Source organism: Streptomyces sp. NPDC085866, assembly GCF_044541035.1.
Taxonomy (GTDB): Bacteria; Actinomycetota; Actinomycetes; order Streptomycetales; family Streptomycetaceae; genus Streptomyces.
Genome location: NZ_JBITSQ010000019.1, coordinates 206,242 through 232,670, shown reverse-complemented (window position 1 = coordinate 232,670; position 26,429 = coordinate 206,242). Strand labels below are relative to the sequence as shown.

Annotated in this window: 25 protein-coding genes, 1 tRNA gene, 1 rRNA gene and 1 pseudogene; 9 read left to right on the top strand and 19 right to left on the bottom strand. The window is 69.9% G+C overall.

Annotation, left to right across the window (positions count from 1 at the left end; genetic code table 11):
* Positions 1-87: ribosomal RNA gene (gene rrf / locus ACIF83_RS38425) — 5S ribosomal RNA — on the top strand; the annotation flags it as partial.
* A 65-nt stretch (positions 88-152) separates the two neighbouring features.
* Here the strand turns inward: rrf and ACIF83_RS38420 are convergent.
* Both ACIF83_RS38420 and ACIF83_RS38415 read right to left on the bottom strand, forming a co-directional pair.
* Entirely contained in the window at positions 153-1,517 is a 1,365-nt protein-coding gene (locus ACIF83_RS38420; protein WP_399734246.1) for an ATP-binding protein, read from the bottom strand.
* 67 nt (positions 1,518-1,584) lie between these two features.
* Positions 1,585-2,262: a response regulator transcription factor gene (locus ACIF83_RS38415; protein ID WP_393483043.1), complete on the bottom strand. Its 678-nt coding sequence runs from the start codon at positions 2,260-2,262 to the stop codon at positions 1,585-1,587.
* 136 nt (positions 2,263-2,398) lie between these two features.
* On the opposite strand from ACIF83_RS38415, the gene ACIF83_RS38410 reads away from it, so the two are divergent.
* Complete coding sequence (locus ACIF83_RS38410; protein ID WP_399734218.1) at positions 2,399-3,016, top strand: PepSY domain-containing protein; 618 nt, start codon at positions 2,399-2,401, stop codon at positions 3,014-3,016.
* Between the two features lie 631 nt (positions 3,017-3,647).
* Here ACIF83_RS38410 and ACIF83_RS38405 read toward each other — a convergent pair.
* From ACIF83_RS38405 to ACIF83_RS38395, 3 genes and pseudogenes are all read right to left on the bottom strand, one after another.
* Positions 3,648-4,070: pseudogene (locus ACIF83_RS38405) on the bottom strand (PIN domain nuclease).
* Positions 4,067-4,282, bottom strand: a complete 216-nt coding sequence (locus ACIF83_RS38400; protein WP_399734215.1) for a type II toxin-antitoxin system VapB family antitoxin — start codon at positions 4,280-4,282, stop codon at positions 4,067-4,069. The pseudogene ACIF83_RS38405 and the gene ACIF83_RS38400 overlap by 4 nt, the downstream one beginning before the upstream one ends.
* Before the next feature lie 457 nt (positions 4,283-4,739).
* The gene (locus ACIF83_RS38395; protein ID WP_393483020.1) at positions 4,740-5,084 is read right to left on the bottom strand and encodes a MerR family transcriptional regulator; all 345 of its coding nucleotides are present in this window, start codon (positions 5,082-5,084) and stop codon (positions 4,740-4,742) included.
* 574 nt (positions 5,085-5,658) lie between these two features.
* Here ACIF83_RS38395 and ACIF83_RS38390 point away from each other — a divergent pair.
* Positions 5,659-6,033: a hypothetical protein gene (locus ACIF83_RS38390; RefSeq protein ID WP_393483017.1), complete on the top strand. Its 375-nt coding sequence runs from the start codon at positions 5,659-5,661 to the stop codon at positions 6,031-6,033.
* Positions 6,034-6,165: 132 nt separating this feature from the next.
* Here the strand turns inward: ACIF83_RS38390 and ACIF83_RS38385 are convergent, their stop codons facing one another.
* From ACIF83_RS38385 to ACIF83_RS38370, 4 genes are all read right to left on the bottom strand, one after another.
* Positions 6,166-6,480, bottom strand: a complete 315-nt coding sequence (locus ACIF83_RS38385; RefSeq protein ID WP_145879299.1) for an SCO5918 family protein — start codon at positions 6,478-6,480, stop codon at positions 6,166-6,168.
* 59 nt (positions 6,481-6,539) lie between these two features.
* The gene (locus tag ACIF83_RS38380) at positions 6,540-6,860 is read right to left on the bottom strand and encodes a CBS domain-containing protein (RefSeq protein WP_393483053.1); all 321 of its coding nucleotides are present in this window, start codon (positions 6,858-6,860) and stop codon (positions 6,540-6,542) included.
* A gap of 114 nt (positions 6,861-6,974) precedes the next feature.
* Positions 6,975-8,450, bottom strand: a complete 1,476-nt coding sequence (locus tag ACIF83_RS38375) for a DEAD/DEAH box helicase (protein WP_399734212.1) — start codon at positions 8,448-8,450, stop codon at positions 6,975-6,977.
* 180 nt (positions 8,451-8,630) lie between these two features.
* Entirely contained in the window at positions 8,631-8,834 is a 204-nt protein-coding gene (locus ACIF83_RS38370; protein ID WP_028799214.1) for a cold-shock protein, read from the bottom strand.
* A 424-nt stretch (positions 8,835-9,258) separates the two neighbouring features.
* Between ACIF83_RS38370 and ACIF83_RS38365 the strand changes: the two genes are divergently transcribed.
* A complete protein-coding gene (locus ACIF83_RS38365; protein ID WP_399734207.1) occupies positions 9,259-10,137 on the top strand; it encodes a serine/threonine-protein kinase in 879 nt (292 codons plus the stop codon).
* Between the two features lie 83 nt (positions 10,138-10,220).
* On the opposite strand, the gene ACIF83_RS38360 is transcribed toward ACIF83_RS38365, so the two are convergent.
* Positions 10,221-10,505, bottom strand: a complete 285-nt coding sequence (locus tag ACIF83_RS38360) for a CAP domain-containing protein (RefSeq protein WP_399734204.1) — start codon at positions 10,503-10,505, stop codon at positions 10,221-10,223.
* Here ACIF83_RS38360 and ACIF83_RS38355 point away from each other — a divergent pair.
* A complete protein-coding gene (locus ACIF83_RS38355; protein ID WP_393483065.1) occupies positions 10,470-10,628 on the top strand; it encodes a hypothetical protein in 159 nt (52 codons plus the stop codon). The genes ACIF83_RS38360 and ACIF83_RS38355 overlap by 36 nt on opposite strands.
* 135 nt (positions 10,629-10,763) lie before the next feature.
* Here the strand turns inward: ACIF83_RS38355 and ACIF83_RS38350 are convergent.
* A tRNA-Gly gene (locus ACIF83_RS38350) sits at positions 10,764-10,837 on the bottom strand.
* A gap of 544 nt (positions 10,838-11,381) precedes the next feature.
* Between ACIF83_RS38350 and dcd the strand changes: the two genes are divergently transcribed.
* The 3 genes from dcd (at position 11,382) to ACIF83_RS38335 (ending at position 14,185) form a co-directional block, all read left to right on the top strand.
* Positions 11,382-11,957, top strand: a complete 576-nt coding sequence (dcd, locus tag ACIF83_RS38345) for a dCTP deaminase (RefSeq protein ID WP_393482989.1) — start codon at positions 11,382-11,384, stop codon at positions 11,955-11,957.
* Positions 11,958-11,970: 13 nt separating this feature from the next.
* Positions 11,971-12,468 (top strand): phosphoribosyltransferase, encoded by a 498-nt coding sequence (locus ACIF83_RS38340; RefSeq protein WP_393482986.1) that lies wholly within the window; start codon positions 11,971-11,973, stop codon positions 12,466-12,468.
* 226 nt (positions 12,469-12,694) lie between these two features.
* Positions 12,695-14,185 carry a protein kinase gene (locus ACIF83_RS38335; RefSeq protein ID WP_399734201.1) on the top strand — a complete coding sequence of 497 codons (1,491 nt, stop codon included), beginning with the start codon at positions 12,695-12,697 and terminating at the stop codon, positions 14,183-14,185.
* Between the two features lie 133 nt (positions 14,186-14,318).
* On the opposite strand, the gene ACIF83_RS38330 is transcribed toward ACIF83_RS38335, so the two are convergent.
* From ACIF83_RS38330 to ACIF83_RS38300, 7 genes are all read right to left on the bottom strand, one after another.
* A complete protein-coding gene (locus tag ACIF83_RS38330; RefSeq protein WP_399734198.1) occupies positions 14,319-15,353 on the bottom strand; it encodes a Yip1 family protein in 1,035 nt (344 codons plus the stop codon).
* 79 nt (positions 15,354-15,432) lie between these two features.
* Positions 15,433-16,857 (bottom strand): VCBS repeat-containing protein, encoded by a 1,425-nt coding sequence (locus ACIF83_RS38325; protein ID WP_399734195.1) that lies wholly within the window; start codon positions 16,855-16,857, stop codon positions 15,433-15,435.
* 43 nt (positions 16,858-16,900) lie between these two features.
* A complete protein-coding gene (locus ACIF83_RS38320; protein ID WP_399734192.1) occupies positions 16,901-18,271 on the bottom strand; it encodes an FG-GAP and VCBS repeat-containing protein in 1,371 nt (456 codons plus the stop codon).
* 66 nt (positions 18,272-18,337) lie between these two features.
* A complete protein-coding gene (locus ACIF83_RS38315; RefSeq protein ID WP_399734189.1) occupies positions 18,338-19,816 on the bottom strand; it encodes a VCBS repeat-containing protein in 1,479 nt (492 codons plus the stop codon).
* A 193-nt stretch (positions 19,817-20,009) separates the two neighbouring features.
* The gene (locus ACIF83_RS38310; protein ID WP_393482970.1) at positions 20,010-21,272 is read right to left on the bottom strand and encodes an FG-GAP repeat domain-containing protein; all 1,263 of its coding nucleotides are present in this window, start codon (positions 21,270-21,272) and stop codon (positions 20,010-20,012) included.
* A gap of 630 nt (positions 21,273-21,902) precedes the next feature.
* Positions 21,903-22,571, bottom strand: coding sequence for a zinc ribbon domain-containing protein (locus ACIF83_RS38305; protein ID WP_399734243.1), 669 nt, complete (start codon positions 22,569-22,571; stop codon positions 21,903-21,905).
* A 90-nt stretch (positions 22,572-22,661) separates the two neighbouring features.
* Positions 22,662-23,525, bottom strand: a complete 864-nt coding sequence (locus ACIF83_RS38300; protein ID WP_399734186.1) for a recombinase family protein — start codon at positions 23,523-23,525, stop codon at positions 22,662-22,664.
* Between the two features lie 58 nt (positions 23,526-23,583).
* On the opposite strand from ACIF83_RS38300, the gene ACIF83_RS38295 reads away from it, so the two are divergent.
* Positions 23,584-23,913: an antibiotic biosynthesis monooxygenase family protein gene (locus ACIF83_RS38295; RefSeq protein ID WP_393482965.1), complete on the top strand. Its 330-nt coding sequence runs from the start codon at positions 23,584-23,586 to the stop codon at positions 23,911-23,913.
* A 71-nt stretch (positions 23,914-23,984) separates the two neighbouring features.
* Here ACIF83_RS38295 and ACIF83_RS38290 read toward each other — a convergent pair whose 3' ends face one another.
* Positions 23,985-26,252, bottom strand: coding sequence for a (Fe-S)-binding protein (locus ACIF83_RS38290; RefSeq protein ID WP_393482963.1), 2,268 nt, complete (start codon positions 26,250-26,252; stop codon positions 23,985-23,987).
* Between the last annotated feature and the right edge of the window lie 177 nt (positions 26,253-26,429).

Here is a 26,429-nt window from a genome sequence, read left to right as displayed (position 1 = left end):
GGTTACATTCCGAACCCGGAAGCTAAGCCTCACAGCGCCGATGGTACTGCAGGGGGGACCCTGTGGGAGAGTAGGACGCCGCCGAACAAATTTTGAAAAAGGCCCACACCAAAACGGTGTGGGCCTTTTTGTATTTCACGACGGATTCCTCTTCAGACCCCGGGTGGCGACAGCGGGAGGCGGGCGACGATGCTGGCGCCGTACGGGCGGGGTTCGACGCGGAGAGTGCCGTGGTGCTGATGGGCGATGTCGCGGGCGATGGCCAGCCCGAGGCCGGCTCCGCCGAGGTCCCGGCTGCGGGCGTCGTCCAGGCGGGTGAAACGCTCGAAGATCCGCTCGCGGTCGGCATCGGGAATGCCAGGTCCGTCGTCGGTCACCTCCAGGACGGCCAGGCCGGCGTCCAGATCGGTGTGCAGCGTCAGTTCGATGCGGCGATCGGCATGCCGTTGGGCGTTGTCGAGGAGGTTGGTGAGGAGTCTGACCAGCCAGCCGCGGTTGCCCTCTACGGTGAGGCCGGGTTGCAGCCTGGTGTCGATGGGGAGCCGGTCGCCGTGACGCCCGGCAACGGTCGTACGGCAGAGTTCGGCCATGTCCAGCGGGAGGCGGCCGACCGGCTCGGCCGTATCCAGACGGGCGAGGAGCAGCAGGTCGGCGGCGAGGTCCTGGAGCCGGACGGTGTCCTCCAGGGCGTCACTGACCAGGTCGGGCCACAGGGCAGGGTCCGGATGGGCGAGGGCGACCTCCAACTGGGTGCGCAGGACGGTGATGGGGCTGCGCAGTTCGTGTGAGGCGTCGGCGATGAACCGGCGCTGGCGGACGACGGCGTCCTCCAGGCGGTCAAGGGTGGCGTTCATGGTGCGGGCGAGGCGGGCGACTTCGTCCTGGGCGGCCGGTACCGGGACACGGCGGTGCAGGGCGTGTCCGGTGATCTCGGCGACCTCGGAGCGGATGGCTTCCACCGGACGCAGGGCCCGGCCGGTCACCCACCAGGTGACCAGGGCGACCGTGGCCAGCAGCAGCGGTGTGCCGATGCCCAGCGCGGCCTTGGTGATCTCGTCGGCCGCGTCCGCGTCCCGCAGCGACGTGCCCGCGTACACGGTGACCTTGCCGCCGGGGGTCTGGGCGGTGACGGCGACGATCCGCTGACGGTGTCCTTCGCCGAACGGTTCGCCGGACCAGGTGGCGCGCAGCTTGCCCTCATGGGGGCGCAGATGGGCGACGGCCGGGCGGCCGACGAGGTTCTGGCTGGCGGCCACCACGCGCCCACGGCTGTCGACGACCTGGATGAAGTCGGCGCCGTGGGTGAGAGGCAGCAGCTCGGGCAGCTTGCCCTCGGCGGCCAGCTGACCGACGGTGTCCGCCTGCGCGGTGGCCGCGTCGTTGGCGTTGCGCTGGAGGTCGGTGTGCAACATGGCGAACAGTGCGAAGGAGGCCGCGGTCAGTGCGAGGGCGACGACCGCGGTCGCCCCGAGCGTCGCCCGCGCCCGCACCGATCCCGGCCACGGGTGTCGTACCAGCTGCACGGCGGCGAAGCGCAGGCGCCGGATCGCTGCCGGTATCTCGTCGGCGCGGGGGACGAGCCGGCTAGCCACCGTCGGCCGCCAGCCGGTACCCGGCGCCGCGGATGGTCTCCAGCGCGCAGCGCCCGAAGGCGGTGTCGATCTTGCGACGTACGGCGCTGACGTGGACCTCGACGAGATTGGGGTCCGCCTCGAAGGCCGAGTCCCAGACGTGCTCGAGTATCTCGCGCTTGGACACCACCTCGCCGGCCCGGCGGGCCAGGTACTCCAGAATGGCGAACTCCCGTGCGGTGAGCCGGACTTCGGTGCCGCTACGGACGCATGTGTGGCGGGCCGGATCGATCACCAGGTCGCCGAGCCGGAATGCCGGAGGGACCCGGTGGCCGGTACGACGGTGGAGCGCGCGGAGCCGGGCGACCAGGACGACGTAGGAGAACGGCTTGGACAGGAAGTCGTCTGCACCGGTGTCCAGCGCCTCAGCCTCGTCGTACTCCCCGTCCTTGGCAGTGAGCATCAGGATCGGTGTGTCGCTTCCTGCCGAACGCAGCCTGGCGCAGACCCGGTAGCCGTTGAGGCCGGGCAGCATGATGTCGAGCACGACCACGTCGTAGCTGTGCTCCAGGGCGAGCCACAGTCCCTGGTTCCCGTCGTGGGCGACATCGACGGTGAACCCCTCGGCCCTGAGACCTCGCTGCAGAGCGGCGGCCAGCCGCTTCTCGTCCTCGACCACCAGTACGCGCACGGCACACAGCCTCGCACGCCGGACGGGCGGTGGCTGAAGACGCCTTCAGCCACCTTCAGCCTGGCTTCAGCAACCCCATTCCAAGCTGATCGCAGCCGCCGGCACCGGGCCGGTCGAGGCGATCAGGAGCCCGAGCATGCCCCAACCCGAACCGCCGCAGCAGCCGCAGCCCGAGTCGACGCCGGACTCACCGGTCGCGCTGCCGAAGTCAGCCAAGTCGGCCAGGACCTTCCGGGCACGCCTCCCCCGGGTGAGCCGGCGTCGTGGGACCGTCCTCGGCGTCACGGTTCTCCTGGCGGCTGCGGCCGCGACCGGCGTCGTTGCGGTCGTTCACCACGACCACGGTGAAAGGGGCGACCAGGGCCGGTTCGCGGCAGAGCACAGGCGGGTGGAGGGCGGCGAGGGCCGGCAGGGCGCGTACAGACAGGGGCGAGGCGGTGGCGACGGGGAGTACGACGAATCCAGGCTCGGTGGCAGCCAGGGCACCCAGAGCGGTCAGAGCACTGCGGGGACCCTCGCGCCCGCGCCGCTGCCGGCGGTTTCGGCCACGGCGGCGATCTCAGCGTCCGGCAAGGCGGTTTCCGGTGGCAAGACGAAGGCGCTGCGCGTGATCGCGGAGCAGGGTGGCGGAAGCGCGTGGGAGGTCGAGGTGCTGGGCACCGACGGCGTCCTGCACCTGGTCACCGTCGACGGTGCCACCGGCACGGTGACCGGTAACACCGTCGCGCCGGCCACCTCGGACACGGCGAGCTGACGGCCCAGCCCCCGACCCGAGGGTGCGGCGCGGCACACCCTCGGCTCGCACACAGTCCGCGGCCGCGTCGACCGCTGCGTCCAGATCGCACCCTGGCCCCACCGCGACACCGCGGGCGCGCTCCTCGACCAACTGACCGCGCGCAGGCTGTGATCTTCGCCTCTGGGCATCGGCAGCGCACGCACGGGACTTGAGTCCGGCGCGGGCTGGTGATCTGGCACGCGGCGACTGACCGCCAGAGACAACAACAAGGCCCAGGTCTCCGACCTGGGCCTCAAATCTGGAGCGGGTGACGAGAATCGAACTCGCGCCCTCAGCTTGGGAAGCGACGGCGCTCGGGCGGACCATATGCCTCTGACGTGCACAGATGTCGTGTGCTCGGGTGGTCGTGCGGGTCCGATCGCACCGCTGCTGACCGTGGTTGTCCGCTCTTACGGGCACGCTGTGGGCCCGGGCCGCGATGACCGGTGGGCAGAGCACGTGCACGAACGGCACTGTGCTCGGCTGAGGTCGGTCGACGGTCCAGTCGGGAGAGCCTTCGCGCGTGCACTGACCCACGGGTGAAGACCATTTCCCGCCGTAAGGCCGATGGCCGCGGCTTCCTCAGGACAGCCGACGCCGGCCCCTCGGCTCATTTGCCGGCTTCTGGGCCGTACCACTGGAGCGCCTGGCCGGTGACGGCAGCGATGCACTCGAAGTCCCGGTCGCGGTGCAGGAAGGTCAGTCCCTGCAGCTCGGCCGTGGCGGCCACCACGAGGTCGACGGCCCCGGCGCTGCGGTGTGTCCACGCTGGGTGAGGATCTCCTGGACTGCCAGGCGCGGTCGTAGGCCCGCTCGTCGACCGGCCCCCAACCGAAGAGCAGACGCACGTCTTCGATGCCTTGCACGTGGTCGGCGGCGGAACGTGCGTTGTAGAAGAACTCCAGCTCAGTGATGGGGCAGGTGGCGATCAGCCCGGCGGCTGCCGCCTGGTCCCATCCGAACCGCTCGGCATCTCCGCGCAACAGGCGGGCGAGTGCGCTTTGGTGTCGATCAGGTACTGCGCGGCCTTCACCAGCGGTAGTTCTCCTTGTCCTCGAAGAGGTCCAGGTCTAAGGCGCCTTCGGCTGCCGCCGACCGCAGGCGGGTAAGCGCCAGAGCGCACCGCCGGTTCTCCAGCACCTCGCGCAGCGCGGTGTGCACCGTGTCCTTCTTGGTGCTGGTGCCGAGGGCCTTGGCCACGTCCGCGACCAGCTGATCGTCGAGGTCGATCACAGTCCTGCTCATCGACTACACCTCCTCTTGATGCACGACATGGACAGACGGGATTCGCCACCTTGCCACCAGCGGTCGCGACGACGGAGCACTGAGGTCTGGGACGCGCGCAAGGATCCGGCGCATGGCACAGCTCGGTGGGCGTGGCTTCGAAGGACGTCGGCCGAAGCGCTTGCGTGCACGGGCTCTGCGTTTGCCACCGCTGTTTACGCCGACCAGCCCGAGGGGACCACCGCAAGTGCACAGCCCTTCCGGTGGAGTGTGCCCCTGCGACGCGAACGACTGCCGCGATTGCCCGGGACTCTCGCGTTCGGCGTCGCAAGGCGCAGAGCACGGACGAGGGCCTGGTTCGCAGGAACTGAGGCGGGTCTCTTCGCCGCGTTCCGCGCGGACGAGTGGCAGACGCTGATGCCGGCGAGCGTGGACCGGTTCCTCGCGGTGCGGGCGAATACGGCCCGCGCCCGCGTGATCAGCCGGAACCGGAACTGCCCGCCGCCTCACTCGTGGCGCGACGGTACTCCTCGTTGATGCGCTGAGCTTCCTCGAGCTGGTCCTCAAGGATGACGATGCGGCAGGCAGCCTCGATCGGAGTCCCCCTGTCGACGAGCTCGCGGGCACGAGCGGCAATCCGCAGTTGGTAGCGGGAGTATCGGCGATGTCCTCCCTCCGAGCGGAGCGGAGTGATCAGGCGAGCCTCACCGATGGCTCGGAGGAAGCCTGGGGTGGTTCCGAGCATCTCGGCTGCCCGGCCCATCGTGTATGCGGGGTAGTCGTCGTCATCCAGACGATCATCAAGAGGGTTCTCTGCTGTCATGTCACCTCGCTGTGCAACGCAGTCGAGGGGCCCTGGTGCCGTACGGCACCAGGGCCCCGAAGGAAATTCAACACCATCTGTCGGCCCTACTGCTGTGCCGACCTTCTGTTTCCGCTACCCGGCCCGGCAGGGGCGGAGCGGGGGGATCGCAGCTGCGTGACCGGGGACCACCATCCATTCCGGGGTCTTGCGGTACCCGGGCCGAGTGCTTCTCGGGCCCGGGCGATCCTGATGGCGTCTGCTCCTCCGTTCCTCTCTGAACCAACCACTGTGGGAACTGGTACCGCTGTTGGCAGCTCCTCGACGTGCGAGCCGCCCAGTGCGGCTCCCAGTCCCGTCACCGTCCTGGGAACACCTTGGCTTCGAGGCTCGAGAGCCGCACTGCCTGCGAACTTCGTTTCATCCACTCGCCAGTTCGTGTCTGGCGGGTCTTGTTCGACCGTCTCTACAAGTTGAAGCGTAACCACGCCAGGAAGGAATGTCTACTCTGTCAAAGGTAGATTTCACCCTTCCAGCGGAGGAAGAAACCTGCCACCTGCGAAAATGGCTCCCACAAGTCGTAAGCTCTGCTGTCATGTCGAACCCTGATGAGCTGCTCGTCGCCATCTCTGCCGCGGTGGAGTCCGAGCGAAGCAATCAGATGTCGCTGACCGTGGTCGTCGGCGGTGCCGTCATCACCGGTCGGCTGGCTCCTGAGGCCGTGTGGCGAGAGCGGGTGGCGGAGGTCCTGAAGGACTCGGACCGTCTCGGCCCGTTCTCGGACGTCTTCGCCCGCGGGCAGCGAGCGAACCGGGCCGGTCGCGGCGAGGCACCCACGCATCTGCACTTCCATCTCGCCCGGATCCTGCAGGGCAGCCTCGGGATCCCGGAGACGGGCGGCATGTACCGAGTCGCGATCAAGGACGTCAGCGCATGGACCGTGGGTGATCTCAGCTACTTCGACGGGTGAGACGTTGTCTCCGCCCCGTGTCCCGGCCCGGCCAGGAGTTTTCCAGCGGACGACGAGACAGCGGTGGGGGCCCTGCCGACACGTGTCGGCAGGGCCCCCACCGGGATCCTCAGATCGGTTTGGCGCCTTTGCTCATACGTCCATGGGGCCGGCGCCGCCGAGCAGTGCCGACGCGGTCCGGAGCGGAGTGGGAACGCCCACGGGCGCGGCCTCGGGGCGGTCGTGGCAGGTGAAGCCGAGGCGCACCATGGCCCGGGTGACTTCGCCGGCGGTGAAGTCACGGCGGTCCTGTCGCGTGATGACCTGACCCACCTGCTTGACGGGGTAGCGGCGGCGGCCGATCGTCACGGACTCACCCGTGACGATCTCGGGCCTGACACTCTTCATAGAGGCCAGCACCCCGGTCCTGCTGAGGTCGAACGGGTACCGGGCGATGACGCAGCGCATGATGCCTTCCAGGGGAGAAGTCGCGGGGGAAGGAAACCGGGCTGTCCGGGGGAGGCGGATCAGCGGGAGAAGGCGAGGACGCCCGGGACTCGGACGTACCCACCGGCGTCGCCGGGGCGGGCGCCGGGCGAGGGCGGCGATCCCTCGAGGACGTCCCGCAGCCGGATCCGGTCCGTGTACGTGGGACTGTCGCGGACAACGGCGAGCCGGACCCGAGTGATCAAGTCCGTGCTCTGGTCGTCCCCGTCGCACACGGTCAGGTACTCGACACGGGCGCCCGCCATGACGGCCAGAGCCACCTCGACGGTCATGTCGTCACACACCCGAGGCCCGTACGCTTCGATGTCGTCGGCCAGGGGCACGGGGGCGGGGTCCTGCATGCGGTACTGCGTCTGAATTGACGTCAACGGTGCCTCCTGCGGTAAGAGTTGCTCGGTTTCGTGACCATTGCGGTCCCAGGGAGACCACAGTGGTCCGGGCACCGCGCCGGGGCACTAGGCAGCCGATTCGCTGCCGGGCCGCAGCTGTGCCCTGCGGCGCGTCCCCGCGTCGGCGGTTCGGCCCTGGCCGGTGCGGCCCCGGCGGCCCCCGGACGGCGAAGACACGCGGCGGGGGCGTTCCAGGACCGGAGCGGTGATGACCACCGGGACGCCGGAGGGCGCCTGGGCACCCGTGATGCGGCTCAGTTCCGCCTCGCCCGAGCGGACCGGGGTGATGTGCGGGGTGATGCCGGCCGAAGCCATCAGCCGGCTCATGCCGCGGCGCTGGTCGGGGGTCACGAGGGTGACGACGCTGCCGGACTCGCCGGCGCGGGCCGTACGGCCGCCACGGTGCAGGTAGTCCTTGTGGTCGCTGGGCGGATCCACGTTGACGACCAGGTCGAGGCTGTCGACGTGGATGCCGCGGGCCGCGACATTGGTGGCCACCAGGACCGTGACGTGACCGTCCTTGAACTGTGCCAGGGTCCGGGTGCGCTGCGGCTGGGACCTGCCACCGTGCAAGGCCGCGGCGCGGACACCGCTGTTCAGCAGGTGCTTGGTCAGCCGGTCCACGGCGTGCTTGGTGTCCAGGAACATGATGACCCGGCCGTCCCGGGCCGCGATTTCGGTGGTCGTGCGGTGCTTGTCGGCGTCATGCACATGGAGTACGTGGTGCTTCATCGTGGTGACGGCACCGGCCGACGGGTCGACGGAGTGGACCACCGGGTCGGTCAGGTAGCGGCGGACCAGCAGGTCGACGTTGCGGTCCAGAGTGGCTGAGAAGAGCAACCGCTGGCCCTCGGGGCGCACCTGGTCGAGCAGGGCGGTGACCTGGGGCATGAAACCCATGTCGGCCATCTGGTCGGCTTCGTCGAGAACCGTGATGCCGACGTCGGCGAGCCGGCAGTCGCCCCGGTCGATGAGGTCCTTGAGCCGACCGGGCGTCGCGACGACCACCTCCGCACCGGCGCGCAGCGCCCCGGCCTGCCTGCCGATGGACATTCCGCCGACGACGGTGGCGAGCCGCAGGCGCACGGAGCGGGCGTAGGGAGTGAGCGCGTCGGTGACCTGCTGGGCCAGCTCACGGGTGGGGACGAGGACGAGGGCGAGTGGCCGGCGCGGCTCGGCGCGCCGGCCCGCCGTAAGGGCCAGCACGGCAAGGCCGAAGGCGAGGGTCTTGCCCGACCCGGTGCGGCCGCGGCCGAGTACGTCACGGCCGGCCAGGGAGTTCGGCAGAGTCGCCGCCTGGATCGGAAACGGTACGGTCACGCCTTCCTGGCCGAGCGTGGTCAGCAACGGCGCCGGCATGACGAGATCGGCGAACGACTCGACAGCGGGCAACGCCGGCGTGACCGTCTTCGGTAGCGCGAACTCGCCCTGCGCGGGCCGCCGGGTTCCGCGACCGCTGGAACGGCGCGGAACGCCGGAGCGGCCTGCGGCAGCACTTCCTCCGAAGCGGTCGTACGTGCGAGTTGTGCGTGCGTGGTTCATGCGGAACCTTCCTCGACGTGGGCACGTATCAAGGAATTTCCGCAGCGAAATGAGCGGCGCAGAGAATCGCGAGAACGAGCCGAAAATGACAGGGTCGAATCACCCTGAAAATAAAGCACGCCGGGACCCGCACCCCAAGGTGCGGGTCCCGGCGGCGAAGTCTGCGTCAGTGCCGGTGCGTCAGGCGGGAACGATGTTCTCGGCCGTCGGGCCCTTCTGGCCCTGCGCGATGTCGAACGACACCTTCTGGCCTTCCAGCAGCTCACGGAAGCCCTGGGTGGCGATGTTCGAGTAGTGGGCGAAGACGTCGGCGCCGCCGCCGTCCTGCTCGATGAAGCCGAAGCCCTTTTCCGCGTTGAACCACTTCACAGTGCCAGTAGCCATTTTGTTTCTCCTTCGGAGACGGTGTCAGGAATACGCCCTGTGCGGATTCCGTGTCGCCGTGATGATCAGCCGTCGGAAAACCTTCTGGCAACCACACCTGCAACTGACGTCGACAGTAGCACGTCGACATCGGCCCCGCTCGATAAATAATTCCGCGCGGCCTGTCGCCTCAGGAATATTTCTCGTGCGCCGCGTCTATTTCTCACTTTGCGGCCACAGATATTGTCTTCCGGGCTGCGGTATTGCCGCCGAGCGTCTCCGCTCACAGTGCTGTGACCTCCTTCGGCAGCTCGTGCGCGGCCGCTGTCGTCATCGGCGGACGAGATGTCGACGAAAGCACCGAGACCCCCGAAGCGAGACGAAGGCCACATGGCGATTCCGGCGGGGCGACCGAGGCGCCCTGTGTCCGAAGAAGAGTCGGGCCATGCAGAAGCTAGGTCGTTATCTCCTTGAGGACAGGCTGGGAGCCGGTTCGTTCGCCACCGTCTGGAAGGCATACGATCCTGAGCTCGACACTGATGTCGCGGTCAAGGTGCTGGCCGACAACTGGGCGTCGAACGCCGATGTACGACAGCGCTTCCTGGCGGAGGCGAGGCTGCTCCGCAGGATCTCCAGCCCACGTGTCGTGCGCGTTCACGACGTCGGCGTCCAGGACGACCGGCCGTACTTCGTCATGGACTACGTCCGAGGCGGCACGCTGGCCGAGAAGACAGGGCACTGCCGGCCTGCGGAGGCGCTCCGGCTCGCGGCCGAGGCCGGGTACGCAGTTCAGGTGCTCCATGACGCGGGCGTCATCCACCGCGACATCAAGCCGTCGAACCTCCTGCTCGACGCCGGCCGCACGCCTGCCGCCGTACTTGTCGCGGACCTCGGCAGCGCGAAGCAACTGGCCGATGCGTCGGGGCTGACACCCGAACAGGCCTTCCAGACGGGCGGGTTCGACGGCCGAGCCGATGTGTACGCCCTCGGTGTCGTCGCGTTCGAGTTGTTGACCGGCCGCAAGCCGTTCGGGTCGGGCGGCCGCACAGTCCTCGTGACGCAGCAGGCGTCGACGACGTCGTTGCCGGCCCTTCCCAGAGAGTTGGGGGTTCCGGACGGCATCGAAACACTGCTTCGCGCTGCGCTGTCCGTTGAACCTGACGAACGACCGCAGACCGCACAGGCGTTCGCGGATGCGCTGCTGTCACGAGAGGAAGAGGAGTGGGCGTCGGTCAGGTCTTCGGGGCCGACGCGCCTGATGGTCTGGCTTGCGGCGGTCGTCGTGTTCCTGATGACAGCGGTGCTGACCTGGTTGTCCCGCTGAACTTGCGGGTACCGCGTCCCATACAGGAGGTGCCGCCTGTTCGCGAGCGCCGCAGCAGGTTCCGGCACGACGCTCGCCGCGGCTCATGGTCCGCCTCGGTGCCTTCGGTTCGCTGGGGAGACATTGCTGTCCGCGGTGCACTGCCGGGCGAGCGGACGCACTGCACCGGCCGCGCCCGCAGCGCGACGTACTGGTGACGAGTACGCCCGCTTGCGGATCTCCTTGAAGCCGCAGCTGAGGATGTTCGCCCTGTGGCCGGAGCTGTTCATCCAGCCGTCCATGACGCTCTCGGGAGAGTTGTACCCGTAGGCGACGTTCTCGCCAGCCGACCTGTGCTCGCACCCGACACGGGAGAGCCGGTCGCTCATGGTCGAGCCGTCGGAGCCGGGCGCTTCTGGCCGTACGGCCTGGACCACGACAACGAGTACTCGAACACGGCGACCGACCGCCACGTCCAGATCGTCGCCGCGATGGTGCGTGACGGCCTGTAACTCCGCCGACGGGCCGGAAGCCGGGGCGAAGGGAGCCCCGGCTCACTGGGTCAGCGCCCCCCGGCGGGGCGGCGCGACTCGGCCCGCCGAGACTGGACAACAAAAACCCCAGGCCACTGACCTGGGGTTTCATCATGGAGCGGGTGACGAGAATCGAACTCGCGCTCTCAGCTTGGGAAGCTGATGTTCTACCATTAAACTACACCCGCGTAAGACGGACGGGGCGGCTCGGTGAAGCCGTTGTCCGAACGCTCGCTCACTGTACCTCATCGCAGACCCCCGGTGCTCGGACCGCGGGGTCCGTGTGCGTTAGGGGGTGTTGCAGGTGGGTTAGAGGGGTGGGATCCCGGTGCGGGGCACGCGAGTTGGGGCGTACCGTGGAGGGGTGGGAGAGGGTCCGGGTAGGGCCGGAGTGCCGCCTGGAGAGTCGTCTCTTTGATCCCGTAATGTGGCTTTTGTCGTCAGGGCAGTAAGCCGGATGCGGCTCTTGGGGAAGGGACTTGAGGGACTTGATGGAACGCACCGTCGTTCGCTGTGCGGACGGGCACGTGTTCAGCACCGCTTCGTTCCCGATGCAGCAGGCCGAGCGGCTCGGCCCCGGTCGGCTGGTGAGGTGTCCGCGGTGTGCCCGGCTCCGCAGTGCGGTGCCGGTCGCCCTGCAGAAGCGGTAGCGGGCCGGGCGCAGCAAGATCGGAAGGCGCGCGGAGCCGTCACGATTGTCACGGCTCCGCGCGCCTTGCGTATCCTCGGGACGTGCTTCTCTCAGACAAGGACATCCGGGCCGAGATCGACGCCGGGCGGGTGCGCATCGATCCCTACGACGAATCCATGGTGCAGCCGTCGAGCATCGACGTGCGTCTCGACCGTTTTTTCCGGGTGTTCGAGAATCACCGGTACCCCCACATCGACCCGGCCATCGAGCAGGCCGACCTGACGCGGCTGGTCGAGCCCGAGGGCGACGAGCCGTTCATCCTGCATCCCGGTGAGTTCGTGCTGGCCAGCACGTACGAGGTCATCACGCTGCCGGACGATCTCGCCTCGCGGCTCGAGGGAAAGAGCTCGCTCGGGCGGCTGGGGCTCGTCACGCACTCCACCGCCGGGTTCATCGACCCGGGGTTCAGCGGTCACGTGACCCTGGAGCTGTCCAACCTCGCCACCCTGCCGATCAAGCTCTGGCCGGGGATGAAGATCGGCCAGCTGTGCATGTTCCGGCTCAGTTCGCCCGCCGAGTTCCCGTACGGCAGCGAGCGCTACGGCTCCCGGTACCAGGGGCAGCGCGGGCCGACCGCCTCGCGGTCCTTCCAGAACTTCCATCGGACCCAGGTGTGAGAGCGACGACGACATGAGCGACGTACGGGAGAACCTGACCTACGAGCGGTTCGGTACCGCCATCCGTGAGCTGGCGCAGACCATCGCCGACGACGGGTACGAGCCCGACATCGTGCTCAGCATCGCGCGCGGGGGTGTCTTCGTCGCCGGCGGGCTCGCCTACGCCCTCGACTGCAAGAACATCCACCTCGTGAACGTCGAGTTCTACACGGGCGTCGGGACCACGCTCGAGATGCCCGTCATGCTGGCGCCCGTCCCCAACGTCATCGACTTCTCCGACAAGAAGGTGCTCATCACCGACGACGTCGCGGACACCGGCAAGACGCTCAAGCTCGTGCGCGACTTCTGCCTCGACACCGTCGCCGAGGTGCGCTCCGCCGTGATCTACGAGAAGTCCCACTCCCTCGTGCAGTGCGAGTACGTCTGGAAGCGCACCGACGAGTGGATCAACTTCCCGTGGAGTGTCGAGCCGCCCGTGGTGAAGCGCGAGGGACAGGTCCTCGACGCCTAGTCCGGCACGACCGCAAGAAGGGCCCCCGGCACTGCGCCGGGGGCCCTTCCCGTGGTCTGTGCCGCCTGCCTCGTGGTCGCATGCGTATGAGGCTCTGATCACGTCACCCGAGGGGAACGGTGCCCGGCGTCTAGGGTCTCCTTCCGTGTGTCGAACGCGATCTGCGAACCGCGGACTGCCGGCGTCGACACGTACGAGGACGTGGACGGCCCGTTGGGGGAACGCGGTGGAGCACAGGACGCTGGGGCAGCGGTACGAGCTGGTGGAGCAGCTTGGCCACGGTGGGATGGGCACGGTGTACCGGGCCGTCGACCACCGCCTGCGCCGTACCGTCGCGGTCAAGACGCTCTCCGCCGAGCTGGTGCAGCAGCCGCAGTTCCTCGCCCGGTTCCAGCGCGAGGCCCACGCGGCCGCCGCGCTCAACCACCCGGGCGTGGCGACCGTGTACGACGTGGGCGAGGACGCGGTGGACGGCTTCGCCGTGCCGTACCTGGTCATGGAGTACGTCGAGGGCCGGACCCTCGCCCAGGCGCTGGGGGACGGACCGCTGTCGGCCGAGCAGGCGGTGGACGCGGCGGGGCAGGTGCTCGAGGCCCTGCGGCACAGCCACGGCCACGGCATAGTGCACCGGGACATCAAGCCGGCGAACGTCATGCTCACCCGGGCCGGGACGGCCAAGGTCCTCGACTTCGGCATCGCGAAGGCGCTCAGCGAGACGGCGACCCGGCTGACCGGGACGGGCGTGGCGGTCGGTACGCCCGCCTATCTGGCGCCGGAGCAGATCGAAGGCCGCGACTCGGACCACCGGACGGACCTGTACGCGGTGGGCTGCCTGCTGTACGAGTTGCTGACCGGCCGCCCGCCGTACACCGGGGAGTCGCCGTTCTCGGTGATGCACCAGCACTTGGTGCAGGAGCCGGTGCCGCCGTCTCGGCTGCGCCCGGGACTGCCGCCGGGCGTGGACGCGGTCGTGCTGCGGGCGCTGTGCAAGCGCCGGGGGGACCGGTTCGCCGACGCGGCGGAGATGAAGGCGGAACTGGACCGGGCCGCGCAGATACCCACGGCGCCCGCGATGCCGACCCCGACCGCCGTGGATCCCCGTGCTCAGGCGGTCCGGCCCGAGCCGGCGGAGCCCCCGCGACACGTCCGGGCTGCGACGGGACCGGACCGGATCAGATCCCTGGGCCGGGTGGTGTTCCAGCCCACGCCGGAGGGGATGGTCGCGCTCCTCGGCAGCGCCCTCGCGGTGGTGGTGTCGCGGTCCGAGATGATCGACACGGAGCACTTCCCTCTGGTCGCGCTGCTCAGTGGCCTCGCCGGGTGTGTGCTGCTGCTGTGGTCGGCGCGCCTGGCGTGTGCCGTGGCCTGGGCTCCGGTGGCGGAGGCCGTGGCGGTGTGGTCGGCGTTCTCCCGCGCCAACACGGGCTGGGAGACGCGGTACGTCGTCATCGCCCTGCTGCTGGGGCTCGTCGCCGGGCTGTGTCTGACCGCCGCCTACCGGGACGAGCGCTCGGGCGGGTTCGCGCTGGTGGCGTTCTGGTTCACGGGGCTGACGTCGGTGTGGTACTTCCTCGACGACCTGCGCAAGATCGGCGTGTTCTACGTCCTGCTGCTCGGGGTCTGCCTCGCCCTCGGCGCCCAGACTCTGAAGACCCGTCTCGCCCAGTCCCGCGGCCCCGCCGTCGCGGCCCCGGAGCCGGGGCAGCCCGCCCGCTGAGTCGGTCCTGGCCCCCAGGCCCGGCTTCCGTCCGGCCGCCGAACCCTCGCCCCCGACCGACGGCGCCCTCATCCGCGCCGACGCGCCGAAGGGCCCCCGGCACTGTGCCGGGGGCCCTTCCGCATCACTGCTTCTAGAACGTGCCCAGCTTCACTATCGACAGCAGCGCGATCAGCTGGATCGCCGACGCGCCCAGCGCCTTCGGCCAGGGCAGGTCGTGGGAGCGGGAGACCATCAGGGTCAGCAGGGCGCCCGCGCCGATCCAGGTGGCCCAGCCGAGCAGCTGGACGAAGCCCGCGTCACCGCCGAAGAACATGGCGAAGACCAGACGGGGGGCGTCCGTGAGGGACATGATCAGCATGGACAGGCCGACCGTGGGCTGCCAGGCGCCGTCGCCGCCGAGCTGGCGGGCCAGGGTGTGGGTGACCACGCCCAGGATGAAGGCGCTCACGACCAGCGCGATGGCGGTGATCAGGACGATCGGGATCGCGTTGGCGAGCGTCGCGTTGATCGCGTCCGAGCGGGCGCCGTCGAAGCCGAAGACGGCGAGCAGGCCGTAGAGGAACGTGACGATCAGGGCGGGGGCCCACATCGTGTAGTCCCGCATCCGCAGGAAGGTCTGGTCGGGGGAGAAGAAGATCCCCTTCAGCAGTTCCTTCCAGTGCAGCGGCGGGCCGGTCGGTCCGGACGGGGCGGCCGAGCCGGCGTGGTAGGTCGCGCCCTGGGTGTAGCCGGCGGCCTCGTCGACCGAGAAGGCCTGGGTGTGGCCCGGGTTGTTCGCCGCGTACGGATCGTGGCCGCCGCCGTGCGACTGGCCCGGGTAGCCGCCGTCGCCGAAGTACTCCGGTCCGTCGTCGGCCTGGCCCGGGTAGCCGTACGACTGCCCCTGCGGCGGGTACGACGGCTGCGGCGCCGACGGGTAGCCGTACGACGGGCCCTGGGGCCGGCCTCCGGGCTGTCCGTAGCCCTGTCCCCGGCCGCCGGGTCCGCGTCCCTGTCCGTGCCCGTGCGACGGTCCCTGCTGAGCCTGTTGTCCCTGCGGGGTGCGGTTGTCCCGGCCCCCACGTCCGATCCTGAATCCAGCCACGTCATCGAACGTACCTGGTCCCGGAGAGTGACGTGCCGGGCCCGGGGGTACGGACCCGGCTTTGCGGCCGACCTGTGACATCCCCTAAGGGACCGTCAGGGGACGCGCCAGGGATTCCCCCGGTTTCACCGGCTCTTCGCCGAGCCCTTCGCCGAACCCTTCACTGGCCCATCAGGCGGCCCAGATGCGGGTAGCCCGTGGCCGGGACCCCGGTCGCCGCCGGGCCGAAGGACACCGCGCCCGTGGTCCGGATGCCGGAGGCCGAGCCGCGCAGGCTCCAGAGCGCGCCGTCGGAGTCGTTCTCCCCGTGGGCGCCGACGGACAGGTCCGCCTTGCCGTCGCCGTTCAGGTCGGACAGCCGGACCGCCGAGCCGAAGAAGTCGTTGTCCTCGGCGGTGCCGGGGACGCCGGCCGTGTCCTGGGAGAAGGACTGCGCGCCGGTGCCGGTCAGGCCCGCGGCCGAGCCGCGCAGCACGGTGACGGCGCCGGTCTGCCAGTCGGGACCGATGGCCTCGTAGATCGAGCCGACGGCCACGTCCGCGTACCCGTCGCCGTTGACGTCGCCGACGGAGAGGGAGTGGCCGAACCAGTCCTCGGGCTCGTCGCTGCCGGGGACGCCGGGGCTGTTCTGGGTGATCGTCGCCTGGGGGGTGGTGCGCAGGCCGCTCGCGCTGCCCAGGTAGGCGCGGACCGAGCCGCCGTCGTCCGCGGAGACCGAGCCGGGGGCGGTGGCCGCGACCACGTCGTCGTAGCCGTCGCCGTTGAGGTCGCCCACGGCGGCCGTGCGCCAGGCGCCGCTGGGCACGAAGGCCTGCAGGGACAGCGGCGTGACGGGGTCGGCGGAGCCCGTGTAGACCAGCTGCCCGTCGTCGTACGTCCGCTCGTCGGTGCCGCTGATCACCAGGTCGTCGATGTGGTCCCCGTTGACGTCGGCGGCGGCCAGGCCCTGGGCGCCGTGGATGACACCGGCCTCCAGCTCGGTCCGCAGCACGAACCGGGACGCGGCGCCGGCGGCCTTGGTGAAGCCGCCCTTGAGGATCCAGACGTCCTTGCCGAGGCTGCCGACGGCGAGGTCGGCGCGGCCGTCGCCGGTGAAGTCGCCGACCGCCAGGGTCAGGCCGTACTCGTCGTGTGCCGAGGACCCGGGGCCGGGGACGGTCCAGGCGCCGGAGAGGCCGTTCTTCCCGCCCCAGACGACGACCGCGGTGCCGGCACCGTCGTTCTCGTCCGGGGTGCCGACGACGAGGTCGGCGTAGCCGTCGCGGTTGAGGTCGCCGGAGGCGAGGGCCGCGCCGAACTCGTCGTTCGTCTCGGCGGTGCCCGGGATGCCCGCGGTGTTCTGGGTGATCACCGTGTGCCGGGAGGCGCTGATCCCGGACTTGGAGCCGTAGTTCACGACCACCGCACCCGCCCGGGCCTTTCCGCCGACCGTGGCCGACGGGGCGGCGGTGACCAGGTCGCGGTAGCCGTCGCCGTTGAAGTCGTCCGAGAAGCGGGCCGGGGCGGCGGTGGCCGCCGTGGCCGGCAGGACGGTGAGCAGGCCTGTGGTCAGGGCCGTTGCCAGCAGGAGGGTGCGGATACGCATTCCGATCCGTTCGAAAAGGTGGGGGAAGGGAAAGGAGCGGGCGTCAGTCCTGGAAGGCGCCGCCGACGTCCGGCAGGGTGACCGCCCCGCTCGCCGTCGGTGTGGTGCCGGTGCCGCGCAGCAGGACTCCGCCGCCGCTCAGGGCGATCGCCAGGTCGGCCTTGCCGTCGCCGGTTAGGTCGCGCAGGCGGACGCTGTACCCGAACGCGGTGTCGGAGTCGGCCGGGCCGGCGACGGTCTGCGGGATCCAGGTGGAGCGGGTGCCGGTCAGGCCGCCGGAGCCGCCGCGGAAGACGTGCACGCCGCCCTGGTCCTGCTTGCCGTCGACGTCCTCATGGGGCACGCCGACCGCGAGGTCCGCGTAGCCGTCGCCGTTGGTGTCGGCGGCCGAGACGTCGTAGCCGAAGTTGTCGTCCGTCTCCGGGCTGCCGGAGACGCCCGTGGTGGCCTGGGTGAGGGTCGTGGAGCCGCTCGGGCCGGCGGAGGTGCCGCGCCAGACGGTCACCGCGCCCTTGCCCTTGTCCTTGTCGGGCTGCCCGATGGCGATGTCGCCGTAGCCGTCCTTGTCGAAGTCGGCGATGACGGCGTTCGCGCCGAGGCCGCCGTGCCAGGCGGACTCCAGGGTCTTGGAGGCGCCCGAGGTCAGGCCGGAGGAGGCGCCCTTCAGGAACCAGGCGCGCATGGCGGGGGTGTTGTTCGTGCCGGTGAACTGATCGCCGAGGACCACGAGGTCCGCCTTGCCGTCGCCGTTGACCTTGCCGGCCGCGAGCCCGTACGAGTACCAGCCGGCGCCTTCCTTGTCGATCTTGCTGACGGTTCCGGTGCCCCCCGCCTTGGTGAACGGCCCCCGGTACAGCCAGGCCTCCCCGCCGCCGATGACCGCGAGGTCGGGCGAGCCGTCGCCGGTGAAGTCGCCGGTGGCGAGGTCGGAGCCGAAGTGGGCCTGCGAGCCGCCCGCGCTGCCCTTCGGCGCCAGGTTGGTGCCGCCGGACAGACCCGAGCGGGAGCCCCAGACGATGGTGACCGAGCCGCGGTACTGCGCGCTGCCCACGTGCTCGGTCTGGTTGCCGACGACGAGGTCGGCGTATCCGTCCTTGTTCAGGTCGGCGCTGGTGAGCGACTCGCCGAACATGTCGTCCTCCTCGCCCGTGCCGGGCACACCGGCGCTGTCCTGGTCGATGACCTGGGGGTGCGAGGTGTCGAGGCCGTTCGTGCCGCCGTAGACGACGGTGACGGCGCCGCCCCGGTGGTCGCCCTGGTTGTAGCCGAGGTACGCGAGGTCGCGGTGGCCGTCGCCGTTGAAGTCGTCGTACTGCTTGGCGACTGCGGCGGAGGCCGGGGCGGCGGGCAGAGCGGTGACCAGGCCTGTGGTCAGGGTGGCGGCCACGAGGAGGGCGCGGGTGCGGGTGCGCAAGGCGGGGCTCCGGGACGAAGGAGGGGGCCGGGCCCACGGGGCGGGCCCGGCCTGCGGACGGGTTGCTCAGTCGGCGAAGTTGGCGCCGAAGTACGGCGTGCCCGTCGTGGAGACGCCCGAGGTGCTCGGGGAGACGGTGCGGGAGCCGGAGGTGATGATCTTCGTGCCGTCGGAGGGCAGGTAGGTCACCGCGCCGTTGGCGGCGTTCTCCTGGGAGCCGACGAGCAGGTCGGCCTTACCGTCGCCGGTGACGTCGTCGAGCTTGACGTCCTGGCCGAAGTAGTCGTCGTCCTCGTCGTTGCCGGGCACGCCCGCGGTGGACTGGGCGAAGGACTGGGCGCCGGAGTCGGTGTTCAGGCCGTTCGCGGTGCCGTAGAGGACGGTGACCGCGCCGGTGTTCGTCGCACTGCCGATGTTCTCGCCCGCCACGCCGATCGCGAGGTCGAGGAAGCCGTCGCCGTTGACGTCGCCCAGGTCGAGCTCGTAGCCGAAGAAGTCGTTGCCCTCGGCCGTGCCGGGGACGTTGCCCGTGTCCTGGGTGATGCCGGTGGCGCTGGGGGTGAGGGGGCCGCCGTCGGAGCCGTACGTCACCCAGACCTTGCCGCCCTTGCCGGAGTCGGGCACGGAGGTGCCGTCATCGGTGGTGGTGTTCCAGTAGGCGCCGCTGACGACGTCGCCGTAGCCGTCGTGGTCGATGTCGCCGATCGCGGTGATCACGCCGGGCTTGAGGGTCATGGCCTCGGACATGTGGAGGCCGTTCACCCCGCCGGGGATGTAGTAGTTGCGGTTCCAGCCGTCGGCGGTGTCGGTCTCGAAGCCGTCGACCACCAGGTCCGTCTCCTGGCCGCCGTTGATGTTGCCGGCGGTCAGGTTGAGCGGGCCGTTCGCGTCGGTGCCCATGATCGGGGGCTTGATCGTGTACTTGCCGCCGGGGGTGCCCGAGGCGTTGATGCCGCCCTTGAGGACGTAGATGGTGGCGGCGGAGCTGCCGACGGCCAGGTCGGCCTTGCCGTCGCCGTCGAAGTCACCGGCGGCGAGGTTCTTGCCCCAGTAGTCGTGCGCGGTGGGGGCCGGGTCGGCGACCGTGACGCCCTTGCCGGTGATGCCGGAGGCCGAGCCCCACAGGATGGCGATGGTGCCGCCGTCGGTGTCGCTGCCCACGTCCTCGCCGGGGGAGCCGACCGCGAGGTCGTCGTAGCCGTCGCCGTTGAAGTCGGCGTACGCGGTCTCCGCGCCGAAGTGGTCGCCGGTCTCGGCGGTGCCGGGGCTGCCGGTGGTGTCCTGGCTGATCGTGGAGCGCTTGGCGGACGAGACGCCGGTGGCGGAGCCGTAGAGGACGACCACCTGGCCGGCCGCCTTCTTGCCGCCCACGTAGGCGCCGTCGGCGGAGAAGGCCGTGTCGCCGATCCCGTCGCCGTTGAAGTCGGCCTGCGGGACGCTTGTGGAGTCAGCGGCTGTGGCGGTCACGGCAGAGAACGTGAGCAGACCGCCCGTCAGCGCGGCGGCAGTGGCCGTCGCGAGGGCGAGTCGCAGAGGCTTGTGCATGCGTGATTCTCCTGCGGCATGCGGGAATGCCTGGCGGGGCATCCCCAGTCGATGGGGTGCGGACGTCCGTGTTCGTCGCAGGTTGTCCTGGGGTTCACGGAGCGTTCGGCGATCAGGAGACCGGCGTCGAAGCGTAAGGGTTGTACAGGAGTTCGGTAACTTTTTGATGCTGCTGTGACCTGAGTGGTCACGGCTACGGCGTGAGGAACTCCGAGCTGGAGAAGGTCACGGCCGGCTCGGCCTCCAGCAGCCCCCGCTTCGACCCCCGGTACACGGCGACCGTGTCCTGCGTCTCGCCCCGGTACGTCCGCACCACCAGGTCCGCCCGCCCGTCCCCGTCGAAGTCGGCGGCCGCGAGGACACGGGTCGTGCCGGGCGCGGGCGGTACGACGGTGACCGCGTCCTTCGCCGACAGGCCGGCCGTGCCGGCGCGGAAGAGGCGCAGCCGGGAGGCGCTGGAGACGAGTTCGTCGCGGCCGTCGCCGTCGAAGTCGGCGGCGTCGAGCATCGAACCCGGGGCGGCGAGGCCGGCCCGGGTGGCTGCCGGGAGGTCGTAGCGCAGGGACGTTTCCCCGGTGCTGCCGACCGCCGCGTCCAGCGCCCTGCCCCTGCCGAACCGGCCGAGGGCGACGTCGGCGCCGGAGGGAAGGACGGCTCCGGTGCGCGTCGGGCCGCCGGGGCCGCCGAGGACCAGCGCGGACGCCGCGGTGCCTGCCGCCGTACGGACGATCAGGTCGTCGTAGCCGTCGCCGTCGACGTCGGCCGCGGGACCGGCGGGCACCTCGCCGGGGGAGGTGAGCGGTGCACCGGCCGCCCGGGGAGCGCCCTTGCGGCTGAACGGGCCGCGCAGGTACGACAGCCTGCCGCCGGACGCGTGCAGCACCAGGTCCTGCTTCCCGTCCCCGTCGAAGTCGCCGCACACCGGCTGGTCCGGCCAGTCGTTGCCGAAGCGGGCCGCGTCCGGGACGGTCAGCTTCACGGCGTGGCCGGTCAGGCCGGCGGGGGAGCCGAAGAGGATCTGCAACGGCACCGGGGGCCGGCCCTGGCCGTCGTACGGCGGGTCGGTCGACACGACGAGGTCGGTGAAGCCGTCGCCGTCCAGGTCGCAGCTCTCCTCCGCGTCGAAGACGGCCGGGAGTTGTCCCTCGGTGGGCGCCGCCTGCTTCTTCGGGCTGAGCAACTGCCGGGCGCCGGGCGCGAGTCCGTGCGGGCCGCCGAAGACGATCCCGATGCCGGCGTCGTCGGCGTGACTCTGCTCCTTGACCAGGTCGTTGAGGACGAGGTCGCGGTGACCGTCGCCGTTGAAGTCGTCGGGGGTCCTGCTGCCCTTGCCGTGCGGGACGGGGAGCCGGGCGCGGGCGTCGGCGATGCGGGTGGGGGTGTCGTGGCCGGCGTCCGGGGCGGTGGGGTCGCAGCCGGCGAGGAGCAGGGTGACGCAGAGGGCCGCCGTGGACATCCCGCCTCTTCGCACGCGCACCGTTCACCTCGTCAGCACCGTCGCCCGACAACCTCGCAATGATGCACGTGTTCGAGGGACGGGGTAAGGGGCGGGGGATGCGGGATCGGTCACGCGACGGCACCCCCGCCGGGGAGGGCGGGGGCGCCGTCGCGGTCATCTGCGGGCCGCCTCCCACAGGGTCAGGAAGCCGTAGAAGCAGGAGTTGCCGTCGACGGCGTCCGGGCCGGCGTCGCGGTCGCGACCGCGTCTGCATGCCCACCAGCGCCTGCCCGTCCGCCGCGGGCCCGGTCGCTGCCGCAGCGGCCGTCGGCCGTGCCGGGAACGCCGCTGCGGCACGTGCGTCGGGGGCTCGCGGATCCACGGCCGGGCCGAGGTCGTGCCGGGCTGCCGGGCCGTGGGACAGCGGGTTCGCGAGGGGCGGATGATGCGCAACGCGTGATCGCTGCCGTGAGGCGTGGAAGTGCGAGGCCAACGTAAACATCCACCGCTGTAGGGCAAACCGGGAAGGCCGTCACCATCGTCATTCGTCATGCCGACACCATCCGCAGGGCCACAATGCCCACAGGAACGCCCACGGCCGCCACCGGAGGGACATCCAGTAACGGGCCATGAACGGCGCTCAGGCGTCTACGTAGTTGGTGCCTCCGCCCAGTGCACTGCCACCCGTTCCGTCGTGTTCGCGTTTCGGCCCCTGCCGACACTGCGTGCCACGCTCACACGGTCAACGAACAGCGCAAGGAACTCCCGTCGTTCGGAAAGGCCCCAGCTGCCCCACGTCGACTCCGGCCCCAGCGGGTCTCCCTCCGGGTCCGTCCACTCCGAGGGGATCGCGACCGTGCCGGCCCCGGCGGTCCCCAGTTCTTCCACGCGTCCGGCCGTTCGCGCCTCGTGCGCTGTCAACCGCTCCACGGACTCACGGAACATCTGGTCACCCACGGCACCCGCGTACAAGCCTGCCTGCCGGTCGACATACAGCGTACGGAGCGCTTCCCGTACGTGCTCCAACTCGGCCCATGCGGCTGCTAGTTCGGCCTGTCGCTCGCCCGTGTCCGCTTGCGCTGCAAACCGGCGTGCGGCCTCGGCGAGCCATTCGAGATCTTCGGGATCTTCGGGGTCCAGCGCTGTCAGGCGGGACCACACGGTACGGGCCACCACGTCGTCAGCGGCGTCCATATTGATGGCCAGACCACCGTGTCCCGGTACGGCGCCGGACTGGGCCCGGTTGCACCGGTAGAGCTGCTTGCCGTTCCTCCGGTCGGTCACCATGGAGGACTCGCAGACGCCACAGAAGAGCATCCCGGCGCCACCCAACAGCGACGGCACGGAGCGCTCACCCTGGCGGACCACCTGGGGCGCACGGCCGTCGAGTACGTCTTGAAGGCGCCATCAGTCATCCGGCGGAATGATCGGCTCATGCGCAGCCAGCGGGGCCCCTGAGTCGTCGCGCAGGATGACGCGCTTGGTCCCTTGGCGTTCGGCGGCGTAGCCGGCAAGGCGCGGGTCACGGAGGATGCGGAGCACAGTGGACGACACCCACGTCGTACGCTCCAGCGGCTGGCTTACGCCTCGGGCCCGGCGGGCGGTCACACGCGCTGACATGTCCGCTGCTTTGGTCGGTACGCCCTCGGTGTTCAGCTTGCGAGCCATGGCCGATGCGGTCATGCCGCCCAGTGCCCAGGACACCATGTCGCGCACGTACGGGGCCTCAGCGGGATCGGGGACCAGCCTGACCACCACCGGTTCCCCGCGCGGCTCACGCGTCGACCGGAAGCCGTAGGGGGCCATGCCGGACACGTGGCTACCCGCTGCCCTCAGCGTCTCTTTCGTCGCGGTGATGCACGCCGACCTCATGTCGGACTCTTGCTGGGCCAACGCGGCGATAAGGCCGAAGATCGCGACGCCCATGGGGGTGGACGTGTCCAGGTAAGGCTCTTCCACGCTGACGAGCAGCACGCCGTGTTCGGTCAACTCCTCATTGATCAGCATGGCCTCAAGGGCACCCTGTCGAGTGAGGCGGGACAGCGAGAACACGACCACTGCGTCTACGTGCCCGGCGCGAACGGCGGACATCATCTCCTCGAACTCCGGCCGGACAACGTTGGGGTCCCAGCCGGATTTGCCGACGTCGGCGAAGTGGCCCGCGTTGTCCCAGCCTTTGGCCGTGATCAGCGCCTCGCACTTGGTCCGCTGTGCTTCGGGGGACGACGCGGAGTCGTCCTCACGCTTCCTTGACTGTCGGATGTAGGACACTGCGCGCACATGGTCCAGATCAGGTCCAGTCGGGGCCCCGTTTGACGAGAGGTGTCATGTGCCTAGCGTAGTAAAAATCAACGTTCTGACCGTTCCCCCCGAGCAGCGGGAGGTGCTGGAGAAGCGGTTCGCCTCGCGGGCCCACGCCGTGGAGAACTCCGACGGGTTCGAGTGGTTCGAGCTGCTGCGGCCCGTCGAGGGGACCGACACGTACCTCGTGTACACGCGCTGGCGGGACGATGAGTCGTTCCAGGCGTGGATGGAGGGGCCGATGAAGGCCGCGCACCAGGGTGGCGGGGAGGGCGCCGAGCGGCCCAAGCCCGCTGCCTCCGGCTCCACCCTGTGGTCCTTCGAGGTCGTGCAGCAGGCGGGTCCGAAGGGCGCCTGAGCGAGCCGCGGACACGACGGCGCCCCCTGCCTGTGCGGGTCAGGGGGCGCCGTCGTGTCGTACAGCCGGTGTTACTTCACCGGCTCCGGCTCCGGCTCGCTCTCGGTCTCCGGCTCGCCCGCCGGGTCGACCGGCGTCTTGACGGACTCCAGGAGCAGCTGGGCCACGTCCACGACCTGGATGGACTCCTTGGCCTTGCCCTCGTTCTTCTTGCCGTTGACCGAGTCGGTCAGCATGACGAGGCAGAACGGGCAGGCGGTCGAGACGATGTCGGGGTTGAGGGAGAGGGCCTCGTCGACGCGCTCGTTGTTGATGCGCTTGCCGATCCGCTCCTCCATCCACATCCGCGCGCCGCCGGCGCCACAGCAGAAGCCGCGCTCCTTGTGGCGGTGCATCTCCTCGTTGCGCAGGCCCGGGACCTTGCCGATGATCTCGCGCGGGGGCGTGTAGATCTTGTTGTGGCGGCCCAGGTAGCACGGGTCGTGGTAGGTGATGATGCCCTCGACCGGGGTCACCGGGATCAGCTTGCCCTCGTCCACCAGGTGCTGCAGCAGCTGGGTGTGGTGGATGACCTCGTAGTCGCCGCCGAGCTGCGGGTACTCGTTGCCGAGCGTGTTGAGGCAGTGCGGGCAGGTCGCGACGATCTTCTTCGCGCTCTTCGGCTTCTTGGTCGACTCGTCATCGTCGTCCTCGCCGAAGGCCATATTCAGTGCCGCGACGTTCTCCATGCCGAGCTCCTGGAACAGGGGCTCGTTGCCGAGGCGGCGGGCGGAGTCACCGGTGCACTTCTCGTCGCCGCCCATGATCGCGAACTTCACGCCCGCGATGTGGAGCAGCTCGGCGAAGGCCTTCGTGGTCTTCTTGGCGCGGTCCTCGAGGGCGCCGGCGCAGCCGACCCAGTACAGGTACTCGACCTCGGTGAGGTCCTCGATGTCCTTGCCGACGACCGGGACCTCGAAGTCGACCTCCTTGGTCCACTCCAGGCGCTGCTTCTTGGCCAGGCCCCAGGGGTTGCCCTTCTTCTCCAGGTTCTTGAGCATCGTGCCCGCCTCGGACGGGAACGCGGACTCGATCATGACCTGGTAGCGGCGCATGTCGACGATGTGGTCGACGTGCTCGATGTCCACCGGGCACTGCTCGACGCAGGCACCGCAGGTGGTGCAGGACCACAGGACGTCCGGGTCGATGACGCCGTTCTCCTCGGCGGTGCCGATCAGCGGGCGCTCGGCCTCCGCCAGCGCGGACGCCGGGACGTCCTTCAGGGCCTCGGCCGAGGCCTTCTCCTCGCCCTCCACGGTCTTGCCGCCGCCGGCCAGCAGGTACGGCGCCTTGGCGTGCGCGTTGTCCCGCAGGGACATGATCAGCAGCTTGGGGGAGAGGGGCTTGCCGGTGTTCCAGGCCGGGCACTGCGACTGGCAGCGGCCGCACTCGGTGCAGGTGGAGAAGTCCAGCAGGCCCTTCCAGGAGAACTGCTCGACCTGCGAGACACCGAAGACGTCGTCGTCACCGGGGTCGGTGAAGTCGATCGCCTTGCCGCCGGAGGTCATCGGGAGCAGGGCGCCCAGGGAGGTCTCACCGGTGGCGTTCCGCTTGAACCAGATGTTCGGGAAGGCCAGGAAGCGGTGCCAGGCGACACCCATGTCGGTCTTCAGGGCGACCGTGATCATCCAGATGAAGGAGGTCGCGATCTTCAGGCCCGCGAAGAAGTAGGTGAGGTTCTGGAGCGTGGAGACGTCCATGCCCTTCAGCCACGACACCACCGGGTACGAGAGGAAGAAGGACGCCTCGTAGCTGTCGACGTGGTGCTGTGCGCCCTCGAGCGCGTGCAGCATGAAGATGCAGATGCCGACGATGAGGATGACGGCCTCGACGAAGTACGCCTGGCCGAAGTTGGAGCCGGCGAAGCGGGACTTGCGGCCCGGGTTGCGCGGGTGGCTCAGCTGGCGGACGACGATCAGGGCGAGGATGCCGACCACCGTCATCGTGCCGATGAACTCGACGTAGATGTTGTACGGCGCCCACTCGCCGATGACCGGCAGGATCCAGTCGGCCTGGAACAGCTGGCCGATGGCGTTGACGATCGTGAGCAGCAGGGTCAAGAAGCCCACGGCGACGAACCAGTGCGCCACGCCGACGATGCCCCAGCGGTTCATCCGGGTGTGGCCGAGGAACTCCCTGGCCACGGTGAGGGTGCGCTGCACGGGCTCGTCGGTGCGGGTACCCGCGGGCACGCTCTGACCGAGTCGCATGAAGTTGTAGATCTGGAGGACGGCGCGGGCGAACAGGGCCACGCCGACCACGATCAGAACCAGCGACACGATGATCGCGGCGAGTTGCATTTCGGGGCTCCTCGGGCCTGCGAGGGACATTACTAAGCGGTAACTTATGCAGTCCGTTCGAGACTACCCGCATCTTTACTCGCACTGTAGCCAGGAGCGAGGTGATCTGGGTCGCTGAGGGGAGCCTGAGAGGGCACGGCAATCGGATCGTGTTATTCATACCGAATTGCTACATTC

Bases quoted from the DNA above. Each gene is read 5' to 3' on its own strand.
- ACIF83_RS38340 (WP_393482986.1), top strand. From the start codon at position 11,971: ATGAGCGACGTACGGGAGAACCTGACCTACGAGCGGTTCGGTACCGCC.
- ACIF83_RS38385 (WP_145879299.1), bottom strand. From the start codon at position 6,480: ATGCGCTGCGTCATCGCCCGGTACCCGTTCGACCTCAGCAGGACCGGG.
- ACIF83_RS38315 (WP_399734189.1), bottom strand. From the start codon at position 19,816: ATGCACAAGCCTCTGCGACTCGCCCTCGCGACGGCCACTGCCGCCGCG.
- ACIF83_RS38390 (WP_393483017.1), top strand. From the start codon at position 5,659: ATGTCGAACCCTGATGAGCTGCTCGTCGCCATCTCTGCCGCGGTGGAG.
- ACIF83_RS38330 (WP_399734198.1), bottom strand. From the start codon at position 15,353: ATGTCACAGGTCGGCCGCAAAGCCGGGTCCGTACCCCCGGGCCCGGCA.
- ACIF83_RS38305 (WP_399734243.1), bottom strand. From the start codon at position 22,571: ATGCTCTTCTGTGGCGTCTGCGAGTCCTCCATGGTGACCGACCGGAGG.
- ACIF83_RS38410 (WP_399734218.1), top strand. From the start codon at position 2,399: ATGCCCCAACCCGAACCGCCGCAGCAGCCGCAGCCCGAGTCGACGCCG.
- ACIF83_RS38400 (WP_399734215.1), bottom strand. From the start codon at position 4,282: ATGAGCAGGACTGTGATCGACCTCGACGATCAGCTGGTCGCGGACGTG.
- ACIF83_RS38365 (WP_399734207.1), top strand. From the start codon at position 9,259: ATGCAGAAGCTAGGTCGTTATCTCCTTGAGGACAGGCTGGGAGCCGGT.
- ACIF83_RS38360 (WP_399734204.1), bottom strand. From the start codon at position 10,505: ATGAGCGACCGGCTCTCCCGTGTCGGGTGCGAGCACAGGTCGGCTGGC.
- ACIF83_RS38375 (WP_399734212.1), bottom strand. From the start codon at position 8,450: ATGAACCACGCACGCACAACTCGCACGTACGACCGCTTCGGAGGAAGT.
- ACIF83_RS38290 (WP_393482963.1), bottom strand. From the start codon at position 26,252: ATGCAACTCGCCGCGATCATCGTGTCGCTGGTTCTGATCGTGGTCGGC.
- ACIF83_RS38325 (WP_399734195.1), bottom strand. From the start codon at position 16,857: ATGCGTATCCGCACCCTCCTGCTGGCAACGGCCCTGACCACAGGCCTG.
- ACIF83_RS38370 (WP_028799214.1), bottom strand. From the start codon at position 8,834: ATGGCTACTGGCACTGTGAAGTGGTTCAACGCGGAAAAGGGCTTCGGC.
- ACIF83_RS38395 (WP_393483020.1), bottom strand. From the start codon at position 5,084: ATGACAGCAGAGAACCCTCTTGATGATCGTCTGGATGACGACGACTAC.
- ACIF83_RS38380 (WP_393483053.1), bottom strand. From the start codon at position 6,860: ATGCAGGACCCCGCCCCCGTGCCCCTGGCCGACGACATCGAAGCGTAC.
- ACIF83_RS38310 (WP_393482970.1), bottom strand. From the start codon at position 21,272: ATGTCCACGGCGGCCCTCTGCGTCACCCTGCTCCTCGCCGGCTGCGAC.